Genomic DNA, 20,774 nt, shown 5'->3' with positions numbered 1-20,774 from the left:
CCACGAATCGACAGAGGGGGCCACGATGGCTGCCATCTCCCGCGAAGAGGTAGCGCATCTCGCGCGCCTGTCGCGGCTCGCCGTGACCGAGCAGGAGCTGGACCAGTTCGCCGGTCAGCTCGACGTCATCCTGCAGTCGGTCGCCCGGGTCGGGGAGGTCGCCGCCGACGACATCCCGCCGACCTCGCACTCGGTGCCGCTGACCAACGTGTACCGCGACGACGTGGTGCAACCCAGCCTGACCCAGGACGAGGCGCTGTCCGGTGCCCCGGACCGCACCGACGACCGTTTCCGGGTGCCGCGGATCCTGGACGAGGAGGTCTGACCGTGTCCGATCTGACCCGCATGTCCGCGGCCGAACTGGCCGGTGTCATCAAGCGCGGCGAGGCGTCGGCCGTCGAGGTCACCACCGCCCACCTGGACCGGATCTCCGCCGTCGACGAGCGCGTGCACGCCTTCCTGCACGTCGACCGCGAGGGCGCGCTGGAGGCCGCGGCGGCCGTCGACGCCGGCGACCGGACCGGCCCGCTGGCCGGGGTGCCGATCGCGGTGAAGGACGTCATCGCCACCAAGGGCGTCCCGACCACCGCGGCGTCGAAGATCCTCGAGGGCTGGAAGCCGCCGTACAACGCCACCATCGTGGAACGGCTGCAGCAGGCCGGCACGGTGATGCTCGGCAAGACCAACATGGACGAGTTCGCGATGGGCTCCTCCACGGAATACTCCGCGTACGGCCCCACCAACAACCCGTGGGACCTGGGGCGGATCCCGGGCGGCTCGGGCGGCGGCAGCGCGGCGGCGATCGCCGCGTACGAGGCGCCGCTGGCCATCGGCACCGACACCGGCGGCTCGATCCGTCAGCCCGGCGCGGTGACCGGCACGGTCGGTGCGAAGCCGACGTACGGCGGCACCTCCCGGTACGGCCTGATCGCGTTCTCGTCCTCGCTGGACACGCCGGGCCCGTGCGCCCGGAACGTGGCGGACGCCGCGCTGCTGCACGCGGTCATCGCCGGGCACGACCCGCGCGACTCCACCTCGATCCCGCAGCCGGTGCCGGACGTGGTCGCGGCGGCCCGGCGCGGCGCGGACGGTGACCTGACCGGCGTCAAGCTGGGCCTGGTCAAGGAGTTCGCCGGTGACGGGTCCGAGCCGGGCGTGCTGGGCGCGTTCCGGGAGTCGCTCGAGGCGCTGGTCAAGCTCGGCGCCGAGGTGGTCGAGGTGTCCTGCCCGCACTTCGGGTACGCGCTCCCCGCGTACTACCTGATCGCCCCCAGCGAGTGCTCCTCCAACCTGGCCCGCTTCGACGGCGTCCGGTACGGCCTGCGGGTCGGCGACGACGGCAACCGCTCGCTCGAGGAGGTCATGTCGCTGACCCGCGAGGCCGGCTTCGGTCCCGAGGTCAAGCGCCGCATCATCCTCGGCACGTACGCGTTGTCCAGCGGCTACTACGACGCCTACTACGGCCAGGCGCAGAAGGTGCGCACCCTGATCACCCGCGACTTCCAGTCCGCGTTCGAGCAGGTCGACGTGCTGGTGTCGCCGACCACGCCGTTCGTGGCGTTCCCGTTCGGGTCGCGCACCTCGGACCCGTACCAGATGTATCTGGCGGACCTGTTCACCATCCCGACCAACCTGTACGGCGGTCCGGCCATCTCGGTGCCGTGCGGGCTGAGCGACGGCCTGCCGGTCGGGTTCCAGGTGATGGCCCCGACGATGGCCGACGACCGGATGTACCGGGTGGCGGCGGCGCTGGAGTCCGCGGTCGGCACGCTGACCCCGCCGGAACTCTGACCCGCCGGAACTCCGACCCGACGGTGCCGGCGTGGTCCATCCGCGCCGGCACCCCGGTCACCGCGGCGTCGTCCTCGAGTCCAGCCAGGCGTTGATCAGCTTGGTGAAGTCCCGGCCGGTCCTGGAGTTCACGAACGCGATGAACGACGCCCGGTCCTGGTGCGTGTTGCGCTGCTCCTGCACCCACGCCCGGGCCAGCGCGAAGAACGCCGCGTCGCCCAGCGCGTCGTTCAGCTCCTTCAGCATCGCGGCCGGGCACACGTACACGTTGCTCTCCGCGAAATAGGCCGGGTTCGGTTTGCCGGGCGGCCCGCTCCGGCGGCGGAGCCGCGCGTCCGACGCGCGCAGGAACGTCTCCAGCTGCCGGTCGCTGAACCTGTCCCGGTCCTGCTCCCAGAGGTACTGCGCGTACATCGCGAAGCCCTCGTTCAGCCACAGGTCGGTCCAGGTGGTCGGGGTGACCGAGTCGCCGAACCAGTGGTGCGCGTACTCGTGGACCAGCACGCTCTCCAGCCCGTCGGCCGCCTGCCGGGACCATTTCGCCGGACGGCCCAAGGTGATCATCTGCTGGGTCTCCATGGCGGACTCGGACGCGACCAGCACGACACCGCCGGTGGGGAACGGGTACGGCCCGAAGCGTTTCTCCAGCCAGGCCAACGCCTCCGGGGACTGCCGCAGCACGGTGAGCGCCTTGTCGTCGGTCTTCGGCCGGACCCAGTAGGTGAGCGGGAGGCCGCGCGGCCCGGCGTCGGTCACCTTGCGGTACCGGTCCACGGCGAGTGTGACCAGGTAGCTGGCGACCGGGTCGGCGCTGGAGTACCGGAAGGTCTGCCCGTCGGCCGGGCCGGGCGTGCCGCCGGCCACCGCGGACCAGCCCGCCGGCACGGTGACGGCGATGTCGTACAGCGCCTCGTCGGACGGGTGCTCGTTCGCCGGATACCAGGTCAGCGCGCCCCACGGTTCCTGCATCGTCCACAGGCTGCCGTCCCTGGCCGGCCGCAGGCCGAGGCCCTCGTCGGCGTCGCCGCGCCGGGACGGCATCGGGACCGGTTTCGGGGTGCCGTGGTACTGCACCACGAGCGTGACCGGCCGGTCGGCGGTCACCGGTGTGGCCACGGCCAGCTTCTCGGCCTTGACCGTGCCGGTGGCGGCGGTCCCGTCGACCGTCACCGCGTCGACGGTGAGCCCGGTGAAGTCGAGCGCGATCTGCGCCGCGTCGCGGGTCGGCCGGATCCGCAGGGTGGCGGTGCCGGTGAGCAGTTTCCGGGCCGGCTGCCAGTCGAGCCGCAGGCCGTAGTGCAGGACGTCGAGGCCGGGGTTGCCGCGGCGCGGATACAGCTTGTCGGCGACCGGGGTGGACCGGCCGGCCGCCCAGACGGCGTAGTCGACGGCCGCGGTGGCGGGTGCCGCGGACCGGCCGGCCGGGGCGGGCTCCGGCCCGGACGTGCAGCCGGCGACGAGGACCGTCGCGGCGAGTGCCAGCACGGATGGGATACGGCGCATGGCGCAGACCGTACCCAAGCGATCCCCCTTGGTGCGGGTCACTTCCGCGGGCTGTGGACAACCGGCCCGGCGGATTTCCGTCGGACCGGCCGACTACTCTTGGCCCTTGTCCGGGAAAAGCCCAGTGAGCTGGAGCCGCACGCACATGACCACGATCGCGCTGCCGTCCTACCAGGAAGCGACCAGCCGCTACGAGCCGGTCATCGGCCTGGAGACCCACGTCGAGCTGGGCACGAACACCAAGATGTTCTGTGGCTGCCCGACCGAGTTCGGCGCCGAGCCGAACACCCAGGTCTGCCCGGTGTGCCTGGGCCTGCCCGGCGCGCTCCCGGTGGCCAACCGGGCCGGCATCGAGGCGACGATCCGGATCGGTCTCGCGCTCAACTGCGACATCGCGTCCTGGTGCCGGATGGCCCGGAAGAACTACTTCTACCCGGACATGCCGAAGAACTTCCAGACCAGCCAGTATGACGAGCCCCTGTGCACCGACGGCTACGTCGACGTCGAGATCGACGGCGAGACGGTCCGGATCGGCATCGAGCGCGTGCACCTGGAGGAGGACACCGGCAAGACGCTGCACGTCGGCGGCGCCACCGGGCGGATCCACGGCGCCACCGAGTCGCTGGTCGACTACAACCGGGCCGGCATCCCGCTGGTGGAGATCGTCACCAAGCCGGTTCCGGGCATCGGGGCGAAGGCGCCCGAGGTGGCCCGCGCCTACGTCACCGAGCTGCGCGACATCATCCGCTCGCTCGCCGTCTCCGACGTGCGCATGGAGCAGGGCTCGCTGCGCTGCGACGTGAACACCTCGCTGAACCGGCCGGGCGAGGAGTGGGGCACACGCACCGAGACGAAGAACGTCAACTCGCTGCGCTCGGTGGAGCGCGCGGTCCGCTCCGAGATCATCCGGCAGGCGGCCCTGCTGGACGCGGGCGAACGGATCATCCAGGAGACGCGCCACTTCCAGGAGGACACCGGCGACACCCGCCCGGGCCGGTCCAAGGAGACGGCGACCGACTACCGCTACTTCCCGGAGCCCGACCTGGTGCCGATCGCGCCGGATCCGGAGTGGGTGGAGACGCTGCGCGCGTCACTGCCGGAGCGGCCGAGCATCAAGCGGGCGCGGGTGCGCGAGCAGTGGGGCATCTCCGAGACCGACATGCAGTCGGTGGTCAACGCCGGCGCGCTCGAGCTGATCGAGCAGACCATCGCGGTCGGTGCGTCGCCGGCCGGCGCCCGGAAGTGGTGGATGGGCGAGCTGGCCCGCCGCGCCAACGAGACCGGTGTCGAGCTGTCCGAGGTGGGTGCCACGCCGGCGCAGGTGGCCGAGCTGCAGAGCCTGGTCGAGTCCGGCAAGCTGAGCGACAAGCTGGCCCGCACCGTGCTGGAAGGCGTGGTGGCGGGCGAGGGTGACCCGGCCGCGGTGATGGCGGCGCGCGGGCTCGAGATGGTCTCCGACACCGGTGCGCTGACCTCCGCGGTCGACGAGGCCATCGCCGCCAACCCGGACATCGCGGCCAAGGTCCGCGACGGCAAGGTGGCCGCCGCCGGCGCGCTGGTGGGTGCGGTCATGAAGACCACCCGCGGCCAGGCGGACGCCAAGACCGTCCGCGAGCTGATTCTGGAGCGGCTCGGCGTCTCCTGACCAACGGGGTACGGCGCGACGCCCCGGCACCGCGGGATCAGTTCAGCGGCTGGGCGGGATGCTCGCGCCCGGGGTCGGCCCGCCCTGGGTCGGCCCGCCCGGCGTCGGCCCGGTGGGGGTCGGCCCGGTGGGGGTCGACGAGCCGGCGGTCGATTCGGTGTCGTGGCCGACCACCTTGCGCTCCAGCGTGACCTGTGACTGGCCGGTGCCGCCCAGCTCGATGTCGTCGTAGGCCTTGAGTTCCTGCAGCTCGTCGAAGTAGAGCACGGACAGCGCGAGCGGCGTGGGCTCCTCGTCCTCCAGCCCGCGCAGGCCGGCGCCGCCGGTCGAGCCCTCCACCATGATCCGCGTCGGTGCGGGCGGGGTGCCCGCGGCGGGCGGCGTCGAAGCGCCCGGTGCCGCCTCCGGTGCCGGCAGCATGCTCACCTCGCGCTGATGGCGGTGCCCGGCCAGCACCAGCGGCACCGCGCCGGACAGCGGCGGCGCCATCGCCGGGTCGTGCACCAGCGCCACGTGCACCTTGGTCGGCGACGCCCGGATCGTGTCGGCGAGCTGGGTCCCGGCGCGCAGCAGCGGCGACGTGGCGGGCTCGTCCCCGTCCGCCGCCGGTGTCTCGCTCTTGTCCGGAGTGAACTGGGGGTCCGCGATGCCGGCGATGGTCAGACCGTTCACCGTGGTGACGGTGTTGTTCAGCACCCGGGCGTTGGGCTGCCGGGCCACCGCGGACTCGGTCGCCACCGAGTCGTGGTTGCCGCGCACGTAGATGTACGGCACCCCCATGTCGGCGATCTGCGCGACGTACGAGGTCTCGGTGCTGCTGCCCCAGTCGACGATGTCGCCGGTGTCCACCACCGCGTCGATCTCGAACTGCTGCACCACGGTCCGGATGATGCCCCAGGAGCCCGGGTTCAGGTGCAGGTCGGACACGTGCAGGATGCGGGTGGTGTTGCCGGCCGGCTCGTACACCGGCAGGCTGCTGACCGTGGTGTAGATGCGGCTTACGTTGCCGACGATCTGTTCCAGCTGCTCCGCGTACCGGCCGTAGTTGTCCGCGATCCGCCGGGCGTCACCGACCACGGCCGGCGCGTTGACCAGCAACCCCTCGTAGCGCGGCTCGCTGAGCGAGTCGGGTCGCATGGTGCCGGCCGCCAGGCCCAGGCTCCCGGCGGTGACGGCCAGCGCCAGCCCGCCGGACCAGGCGACCCGCCGGACGTTGCGGAACACCAGCGCGGACAGCAGCAGCGCGCACGCCACCGCCGCGCCGAGCGCGCGCAGGCCGACCTTCAGGACCCCGCCGGTGACGTCGTCGACCGCGCTCTGGCCGGCCGTGCTGAACGAGCCGGGCTGGTCGATCAGCGCCTCGGTGCGCTCCTGGTCCAGAGAGCCGAGGTTGACGTTGAGGTGGATGGGGCCGCGGTGGCTGTCCAGGTGCAGCGAGCCGAGCGGCGGGATGTCCACCTCGGTCCCGCCGAAGACCGACGGGCTCACCGACATCTCGGCGCGGAACGGGCCGACCGCGACGTCGGTCTGCGCGAACAGCAGCGTGCCGACGACCACGCCGGACAGGCTGATCAGCAGGATCGCCGCGGCGGTCCGGATCCGGAGGGTCCACCGGTGGCGCAGGAACCGGGCGGTGCGCGTCCCGACGGTCCGCGGGAAGCGGCGCAGACTAGAACTCATCAGGCGCTCACCTGCCCCCGTGCGCCGGTTGTGAAACAGTCACCGCGGTCAACTCCGCCCGGCACCGCCGCCGGAGAAGACGAGGCGGATGATGCGGTCGTCCTCCGGGTCCGGTTCCCCGCCGTCCTCCTGGTTCGAGGTGCTCACCCACAGCGAGCCGTCCGGAGCGGCGGCCAGTGCGCGGAGCCGCCCGTACTCGGTGGCCAGCAGCGGGCGCGGCTGGCCGAGGACGGTGCCGTTGCCGGTGGTGGTGAGGATCCACAGCCGCTCGCCGCGCAGGCACGCGGTGGCGATGATCCGTTCCAGCACGGCGACCCCGGAGCAGTGCGCGTCGGCGTTCGGCCAGGAGCGCAGCGGGTTCGTGTACTTCGCGTCGGCGCCCGCGCCCTCGACCTTCGGCCAGCCGTAGTTCCGGCCCTTGGTGATGACGTTCAGTTCGCTGTACGTCTTCTGGTCCGACTCGCTGGCGTACATCCGCTTTCCGGCGTCCCAGGCGATGCCCTGCACGTTGCGGTGCCCGGACGACCAGATCGGGGAGTTCTTGACCGGATTACCGGGTGCCGGCTTGCCGGCCGTGGTGATCCGCAGGATCTTGCCGCCCAGGCTCTTGGCGTTCTGCGCCTGGGTGCCGGTGGGTGTGCCGTCGCCGGTGGTGACGTAGAGGAAGCCGTCGGGACCGAACGCCAGCTGCCCGCCGTTGTCGTTCGCCGAGCGCGGGATTCCGGTCAGGATCGGTGCGGGTCTGCCCTTGAGGACCAGCTTGGCGACCCGGTTGTCGGTCGCGGTGGTGTAGTAGACGTACACCGTCTTGTCCTTGGCGTAGGCCGGCGACACCGCGATGCCGAGCAGGCCGCCGTCGCCGCCGCTGACCGCCTCGCTCAGCCGCTGCACCTCGGTGACCTTGAGGCCCTCCGGGTCGGTCTCCGGCCCCACCTGCACGATCCGGGCGGTGTCCCGTTCGGTGACCAGCGCCGTGCCGTCCGGCAGGAACGCCATGCCCCACGGCACGTCCAGGCCTTTGGCCAGCACCGAGACGGCCACCTCCTGCTCGGTGTCGTCGCTACCCGGGGGAGTCGAGTACGAGGGCGCGGGCAGGTTCGGCGGGGCGCCCGCCACGTCCGGATCCGGGGGCCCGAACGTGCAGGCGGTGCTCACGGCCAGCACGGCGCCGAGCGTCCCGGCCACGGCCCGGACCCGCCGGCGGGGCACGCTCACTGGATCTCCTCGTTCACACGAACCAGGGTAGCCGTGGGCGCCGGGACGTCCGGCACACCTGATCCGTCCGGACGGCACAGGGCCTAGGTTGGGGTGGTGAAAGTCTGGATTCCGCACGAAGAGGGCCGCACGCTGCTCGGTGACCTGCCGTTCGGTGTCGAGCTGGAGGTCTGCCCGGACCCGCGGTCGTTGCCGTCCGACCCGGCGGACCTCCGCTTCTGGGTGCCGCCGTTCCTGGCCACGGCGCGCGCCACGGAGGTGCTGGCCAAGCTGACCGGCCTGGAGGTGGTGCAGCTGCTCTCCGCCGGGGCGGACACCTGGGTGGGCCGGTTGCCGGCCGGGGTGCAGCTCTGTGACGCCCGGGGCGTGCACGACGCGCCGGTGGCCGAGTGGGTGGTCGGTGCCACGGTGGGGATGCTGCGCCAGTTCCCGGCGTTCGTCCGGGCGCAGGCGCGCGAGGACTGGGCGTACGACGAGTACATGCCGACCGCCGAGTTGACCGGCGCCCGGGTGCTGATCGTCGGGGCCGGCTCGATCGGCCGCGCCGTCGAGCGCCACCTGGCGCCGTTCGAGGTGACCGTGACCCGGGTGGCGCGGACCGCCCGCCCGGACGACGACGTGCACGGCGTGGCCGACCTGCCCGAGCTGCTGCCGCACGCGGACGTGGTGGTGCTGGTGGTGCCGTTGACCGAGCAGACCCGGGGCCTGGTCGACGCCCGGTTCCTGGCCGCGATGCGGGACGGTGCGCTGCTGGTGAACGCGGCCCGGGGCCCGGTGGTGGACACCGCCGCGCTGCTCACCGAGCTGGCCGAGGGCCGGATCAGCGCGGCGCTGGACGTCACCGACCCGGAACCGCTGCCCGCCGGCCACCCGCTCTGGCAGCTGCCCAACCTCTTCCTCACGCCGCACACCGGCGGCTCGGTGCGTGGCCTGCTGCCGCGGGCCTACCGGCTGGTGGGTGCCCAGCTGCGCCGGTTCGCGGCCGGTGAGCCGCTGGTCAACGTGGTCGAGAACGGTTACTGAGGCGCGGTCTCGTTGGTGTCGGTGTCGGTGTCGGTGTCGGGCGCGGGGGACATCTGCTGACCACCCGCGGCCAGCACCGCGGGCAGGTTGGCCGTGGTCACGCCGGTGAGCCGGATGACGTTGCCGTTGTCCAGCAGCGCGGACACCCGGCCCCGCGGGTCCGGGGCCAGCTCGGCCACCTGGGACCACGGGACCTCGGTGGTCCCGATCAGGGCCCGCACCCGGAGCCGGTCGGGGTGGACGTCGGTGCCGGCCCGCCAGGCCCAGACGCCGGCCGCGAGCGGGACGAGCAGCAGTGGCGTGAGCGCCCACCGGGCACCGGCCAGCGGCACCGTGCTCACGAACGCGATCAGCGCGGCCACCAGCAGGGCACCGGACTTGCGGACGCGCAGCACTGGCTTGTCGCTCACGCCGGTCATCCTCGCATCCGCCGGACGAGCCATTCTTGTCGGACCTCGCGCGCATAATGTCCGGCACAGCCAAACCCCAGTCCGCACAGACGACGAGGTGTGTGCCCCATGACCACGCTGCTTGCGATCGGCACCCAGAAGGGCCTGTTCCTGGCCACCAGCGACGACGACCGGCGGACCTGGCAGGTGAGCTCCGCGCACTTCGCCGGCACGTCGGTCTACGCCGTGGCGTTCGACACCAGGCGCCCCGGTGGCCCGCCGCGCATCCTCGCAGGGGTGGACAACTCGCATTTCGGGCCGAGCGTGGCGATCAGCGACGACCTCGGAGGTTCCTGGCAGGAGCCGGACACCGCGCCGCTGGCGTTCCCCGCCGGGGCCGGCGCCGCGGTCGAGCGGGTCTGGCAGATCGCGCCGGCCGGTCCGGCGGAGCCCGACGTGGTCTATGCCGGCACCCAGCCGTCCGCGCTGTTCCGGTCCACCGACGGCGGCCGGACCTATGCGCTGGTGCAGAGCCTGTGGGACCACCCGCACCGGCCGCAGTGGGAGGGTGGCTACGGCGGTCAGGCGATCCACACGATCCTGCCGCATCCGGACGACCCGCAGCGGGTGCTGGTGGCGATGTCGACCGGCGGGGTCTACCGCACGTCCGACGGCGGTGCCTCCTGGTCGCCGTCGAACACCGGCGTCAAGGCATACTTCCTGCCCGACCCGTGGCCGGAGTTCGGCCAGTGCGTGCACAAGGTGGCCCGCGACCAGGCCGATCCGGAGCGTTGTTACCTGCAGAACCACCATGGCGTCTACCGCTCCGGCGACGGCGGCGGGACCTGGGAGTCGATCGCCGCGACGTTGCCGTCCGACTTCGGGTTCGCGATCGTGTCGCACCCGCGCCGGCCCGGCGTGCTGTGGAGCTTCCCGCTCACCGCGGACAGCGAGCGCCATCCGGTCGACCTGCGCTGCCGGGTGTTCCGCTCCACCGACGCGGGCGAGACCTGGCAGCCGCAGGAGAAGGGCCTGCCGACCGACCCGTATTACCCGGTGGTGCTGCGCGACGCGATGACCACGGACGACGGCGAGCCGGCCGGTGTCTACTTCGGCACCCGGTCCGGCGACGTGTTCGCCACCCGGGACGAGGGCGAGACCTGGTCGGCGGTGGCCGCGCATCTCCCCGACGTGCTGTGCGTGCGGGCGGTGCAGAGCTGATGCCGGTGGTGCTGGTGCCCGGCGTGCTGCGCGCGGAGGCCGGTGGGGAGTCCCGGCTGCGGGTCGACGCGGACGGGTCGCTGGCGGCGGTGCTGGACGAGATCGGCCGCCGGTGGCCCCGGCTGGAACGCCGGATCCGCGACGAGCAGGGGGTGCTGCGGCGCTACGTCAACGTCTATGTCGACGGGGAGGACTGCCGCCGTTCCGCCGGGCTGGACACGCCGGTGCCGCCGACGGCGGAGATCCAGGTGCTGCCGTCGGTCGCGGGCGGGTAGCCGGCCGTCCGCGCGCATCGGCCGGTGGGACAGGCGTGCGCTCCGGACGGGTCGAATGGCCGGCGTGCGTTTGACCGGCGCCGATCCATACCCGACGATCCGAACGTGCAGAGCATTTCTACCGCGCCGTAACCTGATCGAGGGACGGGCGTTAGCCGGTGTGGGTGCAGTGACCCCTCCCCGCCGCCGCGCCCGTCCGCCCGCCCCTCACCCAGCGCAGGAGACCGCTGACGTGGCACTGCTGCCTACCGCGCGCCCCCCGACCCGCCCGGCCGACCAGGTCCGGCTCCTCGCTGTCCCGGCGGTCGCCGTGCTGGCCCTGCTGGCCGGCGCCACGGGGCTGGTGAACGCCCGCACCGCCCTGGTCGCCGGCGTCGGCCTGACCGCGCTCTGGTCCACGGTGCTGCTGGTGCGTTCCGCGCTGGCCATCCACCACGCCGACGGCACGTTCGCGGCCTGCCGCGGCGCCGGCTTCGTCGGGATGGCGGCGCTGGCGACCGGCCTCACCGTCGCGCTGCCGCTGCTGCGCCCGCCGAGCCCGCGGGTGGCACTGACGTTCGGGCTGGGCGTGGTGGCCGGGTTGTTCGTGCTCGGCACCATGCTGCTGCCCGGTGCCGCCACCACGATGCCGGTCCGGTTGCGCCGGGCGTTCGACGGGCTCGGGCTGGGCGTCAGCCTGGGCTTCGCCGCCTGGCTGGTGCCGCCGATGGGCCGGGCACCCGCCACCACCCTGCCGGCCACCCTGATCGCCGCGGCCGGCGCGTCCATCGTGGTGGTGACCGTGCTGCGGGGCCGCCCGCACCGGCGTCCCTCGCTGCTCTGCGGGCTGGGCGCGGTCCTGGTGGTCCTCGGGACGTACGCGATCGTCAGCCTGCTGGCCCAGGGCCAGGACGACGGGTTCGCCCTGCCGCTGCTGGGCCTGCCCGTGGTGGCCGGCCTGACCCTGACCGCGCAGGGCGGCTCCCGGCGCGACCTGCCCCCGCCGCGGCTCGAGCCGCGCGAGCCGGACCAGTACCTGGCCGGCTATCCACTGCTGGCGGTGCCGGCCGCGGTGGGGGTGGTGGCCGCCGCGTACCACCTGATCACGGTGGGCACGTTCGACCCGGTCGCGATCGGCCTGGGTCTGTCCATGGTGGCCGTGCTGACCATGCGCGAGTTGCTCGTGGTCAGCGACATCCGGCGGTACGCGGGCCGGCTGAAGACGAACGAGGCGCACTTCCGGTCCCTGGTGGCCGGCGCCACCGACCTGACCATGGTGCTGAACGAGCATCTGGTGGTCGGCTGGCAGTCGCCCGCCGCGGCCCGGTTGTTCGGGCTGGCCGACAGCGAGGTGGTGGGCCGCAACTTCCGGGAGCTGATCCACCCGGACGACGTCGCCGGCGCCGAGGCGGCGATCAGGTCCGTGCTGGACGGGGAGCACGCCGGCGGGTCGCCAGCCCTGGTGAACGCGCGGATCCGCGACGGGCACGGGGTCTGGCGGGACACCGAGTCCACGGTGGCCGATCAGCGCGCGGTGCCCGAGGTGGCGGCCCTGGTCGTGCACGTGCGGGACGTGAGCGAGCGGCGGCAGCTGGAGCGCACGCTGCACCGGCTGTCGTACACCGACCAGCTGACCGGGCTGGCCAACCGGCGCGCGCTGATGCGGGAACTGCTCGAGTTCCGCCGGCGTCCCGGGCAGCAGGGCACGCTTCTGGTGATCGACCTGCACGGGCTGGCCGAGGTCAACGACGGCAAGGGCCGGGAGACCGGCGACGCGGTGCTGATCGAGGTGGGCCGGCGGATCCGCAGCCTGCTGAGCGACACCGACGTCCCGGCCCGGCTCGGCGGCGACGAGTTCGCGGTGCTCACCGCGGACGGTGCGGTGCTGGCGTACGCGCTGGCCACCCGGCTGGTCACCGCGTTGAGCGAGCCGTATGAACTGCCCGGTGCGATCGTCGGGCTGCACACCAGCGTGGGCCTCGCCGAGCTGGCCGGCGGCGCGGACTCCGACGAGGTGCTGCGGCACGCCGATCTGGCTCGCAGCCGCGCCCGCCAGCTCGGGCGGGACCGGGTCGAGTGGTACGACACCGACATCGAGATCCAGCTGCACCGCCGGATGGACCTGGAACAGCAGCTGCTCAGCGCGGCCGAGAAGGGCGAACTGGACCTGGTCTACCAGCCGGTGGTGAGCCTGCGGGACCGCCAGCCGGTCGGGGTGGAGGCGTTGCTGCGCTGGCGGCATCCGAAGCTGGGCACCATCCTGCCCGCCGAGTTGCTGCCCATCGCGCGGGCCGTGGGCATCGCCGCCGAGCTGGACGAATGGGTCCTGGACACGGCGTGCCGCCGGCTCGCCAACTGGTCCGGCGGCGACGGCGAGTTCTGGCTGTCGGTGAACGTGGCGCCCCGGGAACTCCTCACCGCCCGCTTCCCGGACCAGGTGGCGGCCACCCTCGCGCGGTACGCCGTCGAGCCGGAACGGCTGGTCGTCGAGGTGGCCGAGACCTGGATCGCCGAGGACGTGCCGGCCATCGTGGCCGCCCTCGCCGGCCTGCGCAAACTCGGCGTCCGGGCCGCGCTCGACGACTTCGGGGCGGGTCAGGCGTCGCTGGCCCACCTGCGGCGGCTGCCGGTGGACATGCTGAAGCTGGACAAGACGCTGGTGAACCCGCCGGCCGAGACGTCCGGTCCGGCGGTCATCGACGTGGTGGTCAGCCTGGGACGGCGGCTGGGCCTGGAGATCGTCGCGAAGGGGCTGGAGACGGACGAGGAGATCGAGCGCGCCCGGGCCGCCGGCTGCCTGTACGGGCAGGGTTTCGCGGTCGGACGGCCAGGCCCGGCCGAGCGCATCGAGGCCTATCTGGACAGTGGGCGCACCGGCCTGGCCTGAGCCGGGTCAGGGCTGCCGGGGTGGTGCGGTGCTGCCGCGCGGGGTGAGGTGGGCGGTGCCGGCCTCGGCGTTGGTGACCCGTTCCCCGGCCACCGCGGCGAGCAGTTGCCGGGCGGCGTGGGCGCCGTACTCGGAGATGTCCCGGCTCAGCGCGGTCAGCGGCGGGTGCACCAGGCTGCACAGCGGGGAGTCGTCCCAGGCGACGATGGACAGGTCGGCCGGCACGTTCAGGCCCATCTCCTGGGCCACCGCGAGTCCGGCCACCGCCATCACGTCGTTGTCGAAGATGATCGCGGTGGGCCGGTCCGCGCCGATCAGCAGGCGCCGGGTGGCCCGGCCGCCCTCCTCGCCGGTGTAGTCGCTGGGCACGGTGACCGCGTTGTCGATGCCCAGCGACGCGCACACCTCGTTGAACGCCCGGGTCCGGGTCTGGGTGTGCAGCAGGTCGGGCAGGCCGCCGACCCGGGCGATCCGCCGGTGGCCGAGGGCGACCAGGTAGCGCACCGCCTCGGTGACGGCGCCGGCGTCGTCGGACCAGATCTGCGCGATGGTGCCGGTGTTGCCGGGCCCGCCGATCACCACGGCCGGCAACTGGAGTTCCTGGAGCACCGCGATCCGGACGTCATTCTCCCGGAGGTCGCTGACGAACACGCCGTCCACCCGGCGTTCGCCCCACCACCGCCGGTAGACCTCGATCTCGTGCTCGGGGGTGGCCACCACCTGCAGCGTGAGTGCGTACGACCGGGCCGCCAGCTCGGCCTCGAAGCCGCTGATCAGGCCCATGAAGAAGGGTTCGATGCTCAGTATCCGGGCGGGCCGGCACAGGGTGAGGCCGACCGCCTTGGCGGTGGCGCCGGACAGTGCCCGGGCGGCGCTGTTGGGGTTGAAGCCGATCTCCCGGGCGATGGCGACGATGCGCTGCCGGGTGGCCTCGGAGACGCCCGGCTGGCCGTTGAGGGCGTACGACACGGCGCCCTTGGACACACCCGCGCGCTGGGCGATGTCGGCGATCGTGGGCCGCTTCACTCGTTCTCCCTCTGCCATGCCGGACAGGCGTCATCGACGACCCGGAATCCGGGCCGGTAGAGCGCTCTCACGTTATCTCTCTACTGAAATAACTTAACAAGGGCTGATCACTTGAGCGGTTAAGTGTCGCAGACCACGTCCCGCTGTGTAACCACCCGGTGGCATTCTTTCGCCTTTAGCCCTGTTTAGACCACTCTCTAGACCCTGTTGACCGGTTAGGACACGGTCCCGTAACACGCTATTGACATGGCTCAACCGAGTGAATACCGTCACGTCACTTATCCGGTTCAGTAAGTTCTCTCGACACTTTCCCTCGGGTGGAGGAGTTATGGAACGGTTCGGCAAGCGTGGCGGTTCGGTCGTCGCGGCCGGCCTCGCAGCGATGCTCGTGGTCGCCGGTTGTAGCGGTGAGAGCCTGGAGAGCGGTAACACCGATTCGAATGGAAACGCCCAGGTCACCCTTAAGGTCAACTTCTGGGGCGACATGGGGCTGGACAAGTTGAAGGCCGACTACGAGAAGGCCAACCCCAACGTCAAGATCGTCCTCAACTCGGGTGAGTTCAACGCCCAGCACGAGGATCTGCAGAAGAAGTTGGTGGCCGGCAACGGCGCCCCGGACATCTCGGCGGTGGACGAAGGTTTCATCGTTCAGTTCCGCAGCCAGGCCGACAAGTTCGTCAACCTGAACGACAAGGGCGCCGGCTCGTACGAGTCGAAGTACCTGCCGTGGAAGTGGAAGAACTCGCAGTCGCCGGACGGCAAGCAGATCGGTCTCGGCACCGACGTCGGTGGCCTGGCCATGTGCTACCGCAGCGACCTGTTCAAGGCGGCCGGCCTGCCGACCGAGCGGGACGAGGTCTCCGCGCTCTGGCCGACCTGGGACAAGTTCATCGAGACCGGCAAGACGTACGTCAAGAACTCGAAGAAGAAGTTCGTCGACTCCGGCACCAACCTGTTCAACCCGGTGAACGCGCAGCAGCCGGTTGGCTTCTACGACGAGCAGGACAAGCTCGTCATGGAGGGTGGCCCGAAGGTCGCGTTCGACGTCAGCATGAAGGCGATCGAGGCCGGGCTCTCGGCCAACCTGCAGAGCTTCCAGCCGAACTGGGACCAGGGCTTCAAGAAGGACCAGTTCGCCGTGCTGGCCTGCCCGGCGTGGATGCTGGGCCACATCCAGAAGACCGCGCCGGACCAGGCGGGCAAGTGGGACATCGCCACCATCCCGGGCGGCGCCGGTAACTGGGGCGGTTCGTGGTGGACCATCCCGTCGCAGGGCAAGAACGTCGACGAGGCGTACAAGTTCGTCGAGTGGATGATCCAGCCGGCGCAGCAGATCGAGGTCTTCAAGACCGTCGGTAACCTGCCGTCGCAGCCGGCGCTCTACAAGGACCCCGCGGTGCTGGACTTCAAGAAGGAGTTCATGAGCAACGCGCCCACCGGCCAGATCTTCGCCACCACCGCGGAGAACCTGAAGCCGCAGTACCTGGGCCGGAAGAACGGCCCGACCCGGGTCGCCGTGGAGAACGTGATCACCCGCGTGCAGCAGGGCAAGCTGTCGACCAGCGCTGCCTGGGCCGAAGCGGTCAAGGAAGCCGAGAAGGCCGCCACCTCCTGACAGACACGTCAATCGCGACGGGGCGGCTGCGGCCGCCCCGTCGCTCGATCCAAGGGAGGACGTGACCGTGTCCCTCATCGAGCGGCCGCCGAGCAGGGCGGACACGCCGGCGCAGCAGCGGCCGGCACCCAAGGACCCGGGTGGCTGGCGCCTCGGGTTCTACCGGTTCGACACCAAGCTCATGCCGTACCTGCTGGTCGCGCCGTTCTTCATCCTGTTCGCCGTGTTCGGCCTGTTCCCGATCATCTTCAACGGTGTGGTGGCGCTGCGGAACTGGCGACTGGACGATCCGACGCAGACCGGCTGGGCCGGTTTCGAGAACTTCTCCAAGTTGCTCGGCGACGACGACTTCTGGAACGCGCTGATCAACACGTTCGGCATCTTCATCCTGTCGTCCGTACCGCAGCTTCTGCTCGCGTTGATGATCGCCAACCTGCTGAACCGCAAGCTCCGGGCCACCACCTGGTGGCGGGTCGGGGTGCTGCTGCCGTACGTCACCCCGGTCGCGGCGTCCACCCTGGTCTTCGCGGTCTTCTTCACCCGGGACGGCGGCATGGCGAACTGGGTGCTGTCGCTGGTCGGCATCGGCACCGAGAACCCGATCGACTGGCGGGCCGACAAGTGGAGTTCGTGGATCGCGATCGCCACCATGGTCAACTGGAAGTGGATCGGCTACAACGCGCTGCTCTACCTGTCCGCGATGCAGTCCATCCCGAAGGACGTCTACGAGGCGGCCGCGGTGGACGGCGCCGGCCCGTGGCGGCAGCTGTGGCAGATCACCGTGCCGATGATCCAGCCGGTCGTGGTCTTCACCGTGATCCTGTCCACCATCGGCGGCCTGCAACTGTTCAACGAGCCGATGCTGTTCGACGAGAATCCGGCCGGCGCGAGCGGTGGCTCCAACGGCCAGTACCAGACCATCGCGCAGCTGATCTACAAGGTCGGCTGGAAGGACCTCAACCTCGGGTACGCCGCGGCGATGTCGTGGGCCCTCTTCCTGATCATCCTCGTCGTCGCCGGTCTCAACGCGCTGGCGACCAACCGCCTGGGCGGAGGAGGTAAACGATGACCGCCACCCTTCCGGCGACCCCGCGTAAGCGGGCGGAGATCGGCCGGGCGCCGCAGGACACCCGCGGCAACTGGCGTACGTACCTGGCGTTGACCGCGGTCATGCTGGTCTCGGCGTTCCCGTTGTACTGGATGTTCGTCATCGCGACGAGCACCGACGAGGCCGTCTCGTCCATCCCGCCCACGGTGACGCCGAGCGGCGAGCTGATGAACAACCTGCGGGAGGTCTTCAGCCTGCAGCAGGTCTACTTCGCCGCCTCGCTGATCAACAGCGTGATCGTGGCCAGCGTCATCACGCTGTCCACCCTGTTCTTCTGCTCGCTGGCCGGGTTCGCGTTCGCCAAGTTGCGGTTCAAGGGCCGCAACGCGCTGATGGTCGTGGTGATCCTGACGCTCACCGTGCCCAACCAGCTCGGTGTCGTGGCGCTCTACATCCTGATGGGCAAGCTGAACTGGAACGGGACGCTGCTCGCGGTCATCGCACCCGGTCTGGTGACCGCGTTCGGGGTGTTCTACATGCGACAGTTCGTCCAGCACGCGGTGCCGGACGAGCTGATCGAGTCGGCGCGCATCGACGGTGCGCTCACCATGCGGATCTACTGGAACATCATCCTTCCGGCGATCCGGCCGGCGCTCGCGGTCCTCGGCCTGCTGACCTTCGTGGCGACCTGGAACGATTTCCAGTGGCCGCTGATCACGTTGAACGGCACCGAGTTCCCGACCTCGATGGTGGCCCTGTCCGACCTGGCGAGCGGCAACTACGTGATCTACCGCCGGGTGCTCGCCGGGGCGTTCGCGGCGACCGTGCCGTTGCTCATTCTGCTGATCATCGGCGGGCGGCAGATCGTCCGGGGAATCATGGAAGGCGCCGTCAAGTCGTGACCGACTGCACCGCAGCGAAGCAAGGGCCAGGAGGGCACGACAAGGTTGGCGCAGCTTGAGAAGCAATAGGGAGAGTCTGTGATCCGGCACGTTCCACTGCATGACGGCTGGACCGTCTCGGGCGGCGACGTACACGAGCTGCCGGCCACCGTGCCGGGCTGCGTGCACACCGACCTGCTCGCGGCGGGCCTGATCGAGGACCCGTACCTCAACGAGAACGAGTCGAAGGTGGCCTGGATCGGCCGCACCGGATGGGTCTACGAGACCACCTTCGACCACGTCGAGTCGGGCGATCGGACGGATCTGTTCTGCGCCGGGCTGGACACCGTGGCGACCATCGCCCTGAACGGTGTCGAGCTGGGCCGGACCGCCAACATGCACCGCAGTTACCGGTTCGACGCCCGGGCGGCCCTGCGCCCGGGCCGGAACCGGCTCCGGATCACCTTCGATTCCGCGTACGGGTACGCCGAGGCGCAGCAGAAGCGCCTCGGCGACCGCCCGAACGCCTATCCCGAACCGTTCCACTTCATCCGCAAGATGGCCTGCAACTTCGGCTGGGACTGGGGCCCGACGCTGGTGACCGCCGGCATCTGGCAGCGGATCGGGCTGGAGAGCTGGTCGGTGGCCCGGCTGGCCGAGGTACGCCCGCAGGTCACCGTCGCCAACGGCGTGGGCCGGGTGGAGCTGCGGGTCCGGCTGGAACGCGCCTCGGCCGCGCCGGTCACCGTCGCGGCCACCGTCGCCGGCCGGCGCACGCAGGCCACCATCACCGGCGACGAGGCGCTGCTGATCCTGAACGTGGACGACCCCGAGCTGTGGTGGCCACGCGGATACGGCGAGCAGCACCGGTACGACCTCGACGTGGCGGTCACCGACGAGGGCGGGGAACCGCTCGACTCGTGGTCCCGCAAGATCGGATTCCGGTCGGTACGGCTGCACACCACGCCGGACGCGGACGGCACGCCGTTCCAGTTCGTGGTCAACGACGTGCCGGTCTTCGTGCGCGGGGTGAACTGGATTCCGGACGACGTGTTCGTCACCCGGATCACCCGGGAGCGGCTGGCCGCCCGGTTCACCCAGGCAGTCTCCGCCAACGTCAACTATCTGCGGGTCTGGGGCGGCGGACTGTACGAGACCGACGACTTCTACGACCTCGCCGACGCCTACGGGCTGATGGTGCAGCAGGACTTCCTGTTCGCCTGCGCCGCCTACCCGGAGGAGGAACCGTTCGCCACCGAGGTCGAGGCGGAGGCCCGGGAGAACGTGGTCCGGCTCGCCTCGCATCCCAGCCTGGTGCTCTGGACCGGCAACAACGAGAACATCTGGGGCCACGAGGACTGGGGCTGGAAGGAGGAGCTGGGCGGCCGCACCTGGGGCGCCGGCTACTACTTCGACCTGCTGCACCGGGTGGTCACGTCGGTCGACCCGACCCGGCCGTACTGGCCCGGCAGCCCGTACTCCGGCGGCGACCGGCACCCCAACGACCCGGCGCACGGCACCACGCACATCTGGGACGTGTGGAACACCGACGACTACACCAAGTACCGGGAGTACCGCCCGCGGTTCGTCGCCGAGTTCGGGTTCCAGGCGCCGCCGGCGTACGCCACGCTGCGGCGGGCGATCTCCGACGAGCCGCTGGCGCCGGACTCGCCCGGCATGGCGCACCACCAGAAGGCGATGGACGGCGACGTCAAGCTGCAGCGCGGGCTGGACCACCACCTGCCGCCGCCGCGTGACTTCGACGACTGGCACTACCTGACCCAGCTGAACCAGGCCCGCGCGGTGTCGTACGGCATCGAGCACTTCCGGTCGCTCCGCCCGCTCTGCGCCGGCACCATCATGTGGCAGCTCAACGACTGCTGGCCGGTGACGTCCTGGGCGGCGATCGACGGCGACGGCCGCCGCAAACCACTCTGGTACGCGATGCGCCACGCCTACGCCGACCGGCTGCTCACCGTGCAGCCCCGGGACGGTGCGCCGGCGGTGGTGGCGGTGAACGACGCGACGACCGACTGGACGGTCGCGGCCACGGTCTCCCGCCGTACCCTCGCCGGGGTGGTCGTCGCCCAGTTCGCGACGGGCGCGACCGTCGCGCCCGGCTCGGCCACCACGCTCGCGCTGCCGCCGGAACTGGCCACGCCCGCCGACCCGGCCGCGGAGTTCCTGGTGGTCGACACCGCCGACGGCGAACGGGCCTTCTGGTTCTTCGCCGAGGACCGCGACATCAGCTGGTCGCCGGCCTCCTACGACGCCGCGGTGGACACCGACGGCGACCTCACCCGGGTACGGGTGACCGCCCACAACGTGCTTCGGGACCTGACGTTGCAGGCGGATCGCGTACACCCGGAAGCCGTGGTGGACGCCGTCGGCGTGACCGTCCTGCCGGGGGAGACGGTGACCTTCACGGTCAGCGGCGCCACCGGTCTGGACCCGGCCGCGCTGACCGCGCACCCGGCGCTCCGGTGCGTGAACGACGTGGCCTGACCGGCCGCGCCGAAGCACGCACGGGAGCCGGCGGGGGCCGCCCCGGGGGCCCCGGCCGGGGCCCCCCCCAAGCGTAAAAACCCCCCCTGGG

16 protein-coding genes are annotated in these 20,774 nt (G+C 71.4%); 11 read left to right on the top strand and 5 right to left on the bottom strand.

The genetic code is table 11. The features are described from left to right. The first annotated feature begins 25 nt into the window (after positions 1-25). Together gatC and gatA are read left to right on the top strand one after the other, a co-directional pair. Complete coding sequence (gatC, locus tag LDL48_RS31230; RefSeq protein WP_225258714.1) at positions 26-325, top strand: Asp-tRNA(Asn)/Glu-tRNA(Gln) amidotransferase subunit GatC; 300 nt, start codon at positions 26-28, stop codon at positions 323-325. A gap of 2 nt (positions 326-327) precedes the next feature. Continuing rightward, complete coding sequence (gatA, locus tag LDL48_RS31225; RefSeq protein WP_225258713.1) at positions 328-1,791, top strand: Asp-tRNA(Asn)/Glu-tRNA(Gln) amidotransferase subunit GatA; 1,464 nt, start codon at positions 328-330, stop codon at positions 1,789-1,791. 57 nt (positions 1,792-1,848) lie between these two features. On the opposite strand, the gene LDL48_RS31220 is transcribed toward gatA, so the two are convergent. Next, positions 1,849-3,294: a M1 family metallopeptidase gene (locus LDL48_RS31220; protein WP_225258712.1), complete on the bottom strand. Its 1,446-nt coding sequence runs from the start codon at positions 3,292-3,294 to the stop codon at positions 1,849-1,851. Positions 3,295-3,439: 145 nt separating this feature from the next. On the opposite strand from LDL48_RS31220, the gene gatB reads away from it, so the two are divergent. Then, on the top strand, positions 3,440-4,939 hold the full coding sequence (gatB, locus tag LDL48_RS31215; protein WP_225258711.1) for an Asp-tRNA(Asn)/Glu-tRNA(Gln) amidotransferase subunit GatB: 1,500 nt from the start codon (positions 3,440-3,442) through the stop codon (positions 4,937-4,939). A gap of 42 nt (positions 4,940-4,981) precedes the next feature. Here the strand turns inward: gatB and LDL48_RS31210 are convergent, their stop codons facing one another. Both LDL48_RS31210 and LDL48_RS31205 read right to left on the bottom strand, forming a co-directional pair. After that, positions 4,982-6,619, bottom strand: coding sequence for a metallophosphoesterase (locus LDL48_RS31210; protein ID WP_225258710.1), 1,638 nt, complete (start codon positions 6,617-6,619; stop codon positions 4,982-4,984). A gap of 48 nt (positions 6,620-6,667) precedes the next feature. Next, positions 6,668-7,828 carry a PQQ-dependent sugar dehydrogenase gene (locus tag LDL48_RS31205; protein WP_372472222.1) on the bottom strand — a complete coding sequence of 387 codons (1,161 nt, stop codon included), beginning with the start codon at positions 7,826-7,828 and terminating at the stop codon, positions 6,668-6,670. 102 nt (positions 7,829-7,930) lie between these two features. Between LDL48_RS31205 and LDL48_RS31200 the strand changes: the two genes are divergently transcribed. Continuing rightward, positions 7,931-8,857 (top strand): 2-hydroxyacid dehydrogenase, encoded by a 927-nt coding sequence (locus tag LDL48_RS31200; protein WP_225258708.1) that lies wholly within the window; start codon positions 7,931-7,933, stop codon positions 8,855-8,857. Here LDL48_RS31200 and LDL48_RS31195 read toward each other — a convergent pair. Beyond that, positions 8,851-9,276 carry a PH domain-containing protein gene (locus LDL48_RS31195; protein ID WP_225258707.1) on the bottom strand — a complete coding sequence of 142 codons (426 nt, stop codon included), beginning with the start codon at positions 9,274-9,276 and terminating at the stop codon, positions 8,851-8,853. The genes LDL48_RS31200 and LDL48_RS31195 overlap by 7 nt on opposite strands. Before the next feature lie 99 nt (positions 9,277-9,375). Between LDL48_RS31195 and LDL48_RS31190 the strand changes: the two genes are divergently transcribed. The 3 genes from LDL48_RS31190 (at position 9,376) to LDL48_RS31180 (ending at position 13,608) form a co-directional block, all read left to right on the top strand. Then, a complete protein-coding gene (locus tag LDL48_RS31190; RefSeq protein WP_225258706.1) occupies positions 9,376-10,467 on the top strand; it encodes a WD40/YVTN/BNR-like repeat-containing protein in 1,092 nt (363 codons plus the stop codon). Then, positions 10,467-10,742: a MoaD/ThiS family protein gene (locus LDL48_RS31185; protein WP_225258705.1), complete on the top strand. Its 276-nt coding sequence runs from the start codon at positions 10,467-10,469 to the stop codon at positions 10,740-10,742. The genes LDL48_RS31190 and LDL48_RS31185 overlap by 1 nt, the downstream gene beginning before the upstream one ends. Before the next feature lie 232 nt (positions 10,743-10,974). After that, entirely contained in the window at positions 10,975-13,608 is a 2,634-nt protein-coding gene (locus LDL48_RS31180) for a putative bifunctional diguanylate cyclase/phosphodiesterase (protein WP_225258704.1), read from the top strand. A 6-nt stretch (positions 13,609-13,614) separates the two neighbouring features. Here the strand turns inward: LDL48_RS31180 and LDL48_RS31175 are convergent, their stop codons facing one another. After that, positions 13,615-14,652, bottom strand: a complete 1,038-nt coding sequence (locus LDL48_RS31175; protein WP_372472219.1) for a LacI family DNA-binding transcriptional regulator — start codon at positions 14,650-14,652, stop codon at positions 13,615-13,617. 310 nt (positions 14,653-14,962) lie between these two features. Between LDL48_RS31175 and LDL48_RS31170 the strand changes: the two genes are divergently transcribed. The 4 genes from LDL48_RS31170 (at position 14,963) to LDL48_RS31155 (ending at position 20,683) form a co-directional block, all read left to right on the top strand. Further along, the gene (locus tag LDL48_RS31170; protein ID WP_225258702.1) at positions 14,963-16,249 is read left to right on the top strand and encodes an ABC transporter substrate-binding protein; all 1,287 of its coding nucleotides are present in this window, start codon (positions 14,963-14,965) and stop codon (positions 16,247-16,249) included. 61 nt (positions 16,250-16,310) lie between these two features. Then, positions 16,311-17,318, top strand: coding sequence for a carbohydrate ABC transporter permease (locus LDL48_RS31165; RefSeq protein WP_372472218.1), 1,008 nt, complete (start codon positions 16,311-16,313; stop codon positions 17,316-17,318). Then, entirely contained in the window at positions 17,315-18,199 is an 885-nt protein-coding gene (locus LDL48_RS31160; RefSeq protein ID WP_225258701.1) for a carbohydrate ABC transporter permease, read from the top strand. Before LDL48_RS31165 ends, LDL48_RS31160 begins: the two co-directional genes overlap by 4 nt. A 78-nt stretch (positions 18,200-18,277) precedes the next feature. After that, positions 18,278-20,683, top strand: a complete 2,406-nt coding sequence (locus LDL48_RS31155) for a glycoside hydrolase family 2 protein (protein ID WP_225258700.1) — start codon at positions 18,278-18,280, stop codon at positions 20,681-20,683. Positions 20,684-20,774 lie beyond the last annotated feature (91 nt).

Origin of the sequence: Jidongwangia harbinensis, from assembly GCF_020216025.1 — a bacterium.
Taxonomy (GTDB): Bacteria; Actinomycetota; Actinomycetes; order Mycobacteriales; family Micromonosporaceae; genus Actinoplanes; species Actinoplanes harbinensis.
Note: the sequence above shows the minus strand (reverse complement) of the source record. Positions and strands in the feature narration are given on the sequence as shown.

Excerpts from the sequence above, each read along its gene's own strand:
- gatB (WP_225258711.1), top strand. The coding sequence starts at position 3,440 with ATGACCACGATCGCGCTGCCGTCCTACCAGGAAGCGACCAGCCGCTAC.
- LDL48_RS31185 (WP_225258705.1), top strand. The coding sequence starts at position 10,467 with ATGCCGGTGGTGCTGGTGCCCGGCGTGCTGCGCGCGGAGGCCGGTGGG.
- LDL48_RS31175 (WP_372472219.1), bottom strand. The coding sequence starts at position 14,652 with ATGGCAGAGGGAGAACGAGTGAAGCGGCCCACGATCGCCGACATCGCC.
- LDL48_RS31220 (WP_225258712.1), bottom strand. The coding sequence starts at position 3,294 with ATGCGCCGTATCCCATCCGTGCTGGCACTCGCCGCGACGGTCCTCGTC.
- LDL48_RS31190 (WP_225258706.1), top strand. The coding sequence starts at position 9,376 with ATGACCACGCTGCTTGCGATCGGCACCCAGAAGGGCCTGTTCCTGGCC.
- LDL48_RS31170 (WP_225258702.1), top strand. The coding sequence starts at position 14,963 with ATGGAACGGTTCGGCAAGCGTGGCGGTTCGGTCGTCGCGGCCGGCCTC.
- LDL48_RS31210 (WP_225258710.1), bottom strand. The coding sequence starts at position 6,619 with ATGAGTTCTAGTCTGCGCCGCTTCCCGCGGACCGTCGGGACGCGCACC.
- LDL48_RS31160 (WP_225258701.1), top strand. The coding sequence starts at position 17,315 with ATGACCGCCACCCTTCCGGCGACCCCGCGTAAGCGGGCGGAGATCGGC.
- gatC (WP_225258714.1), top strand. The coding sequence starts at position 26 with ATGGCTGCCATCTCCCGCGAAGAGGTAGCGCATCTCGCGCGCCTGTCG.
- LDL48_RS31195 (WP_225258707.1), bottom strand. The coding sequence starts at position 9,276 with ATGACCGGCGTGAGCGACAAGCCAGTGCTGCGCGTCCGCAAGTCCGGT.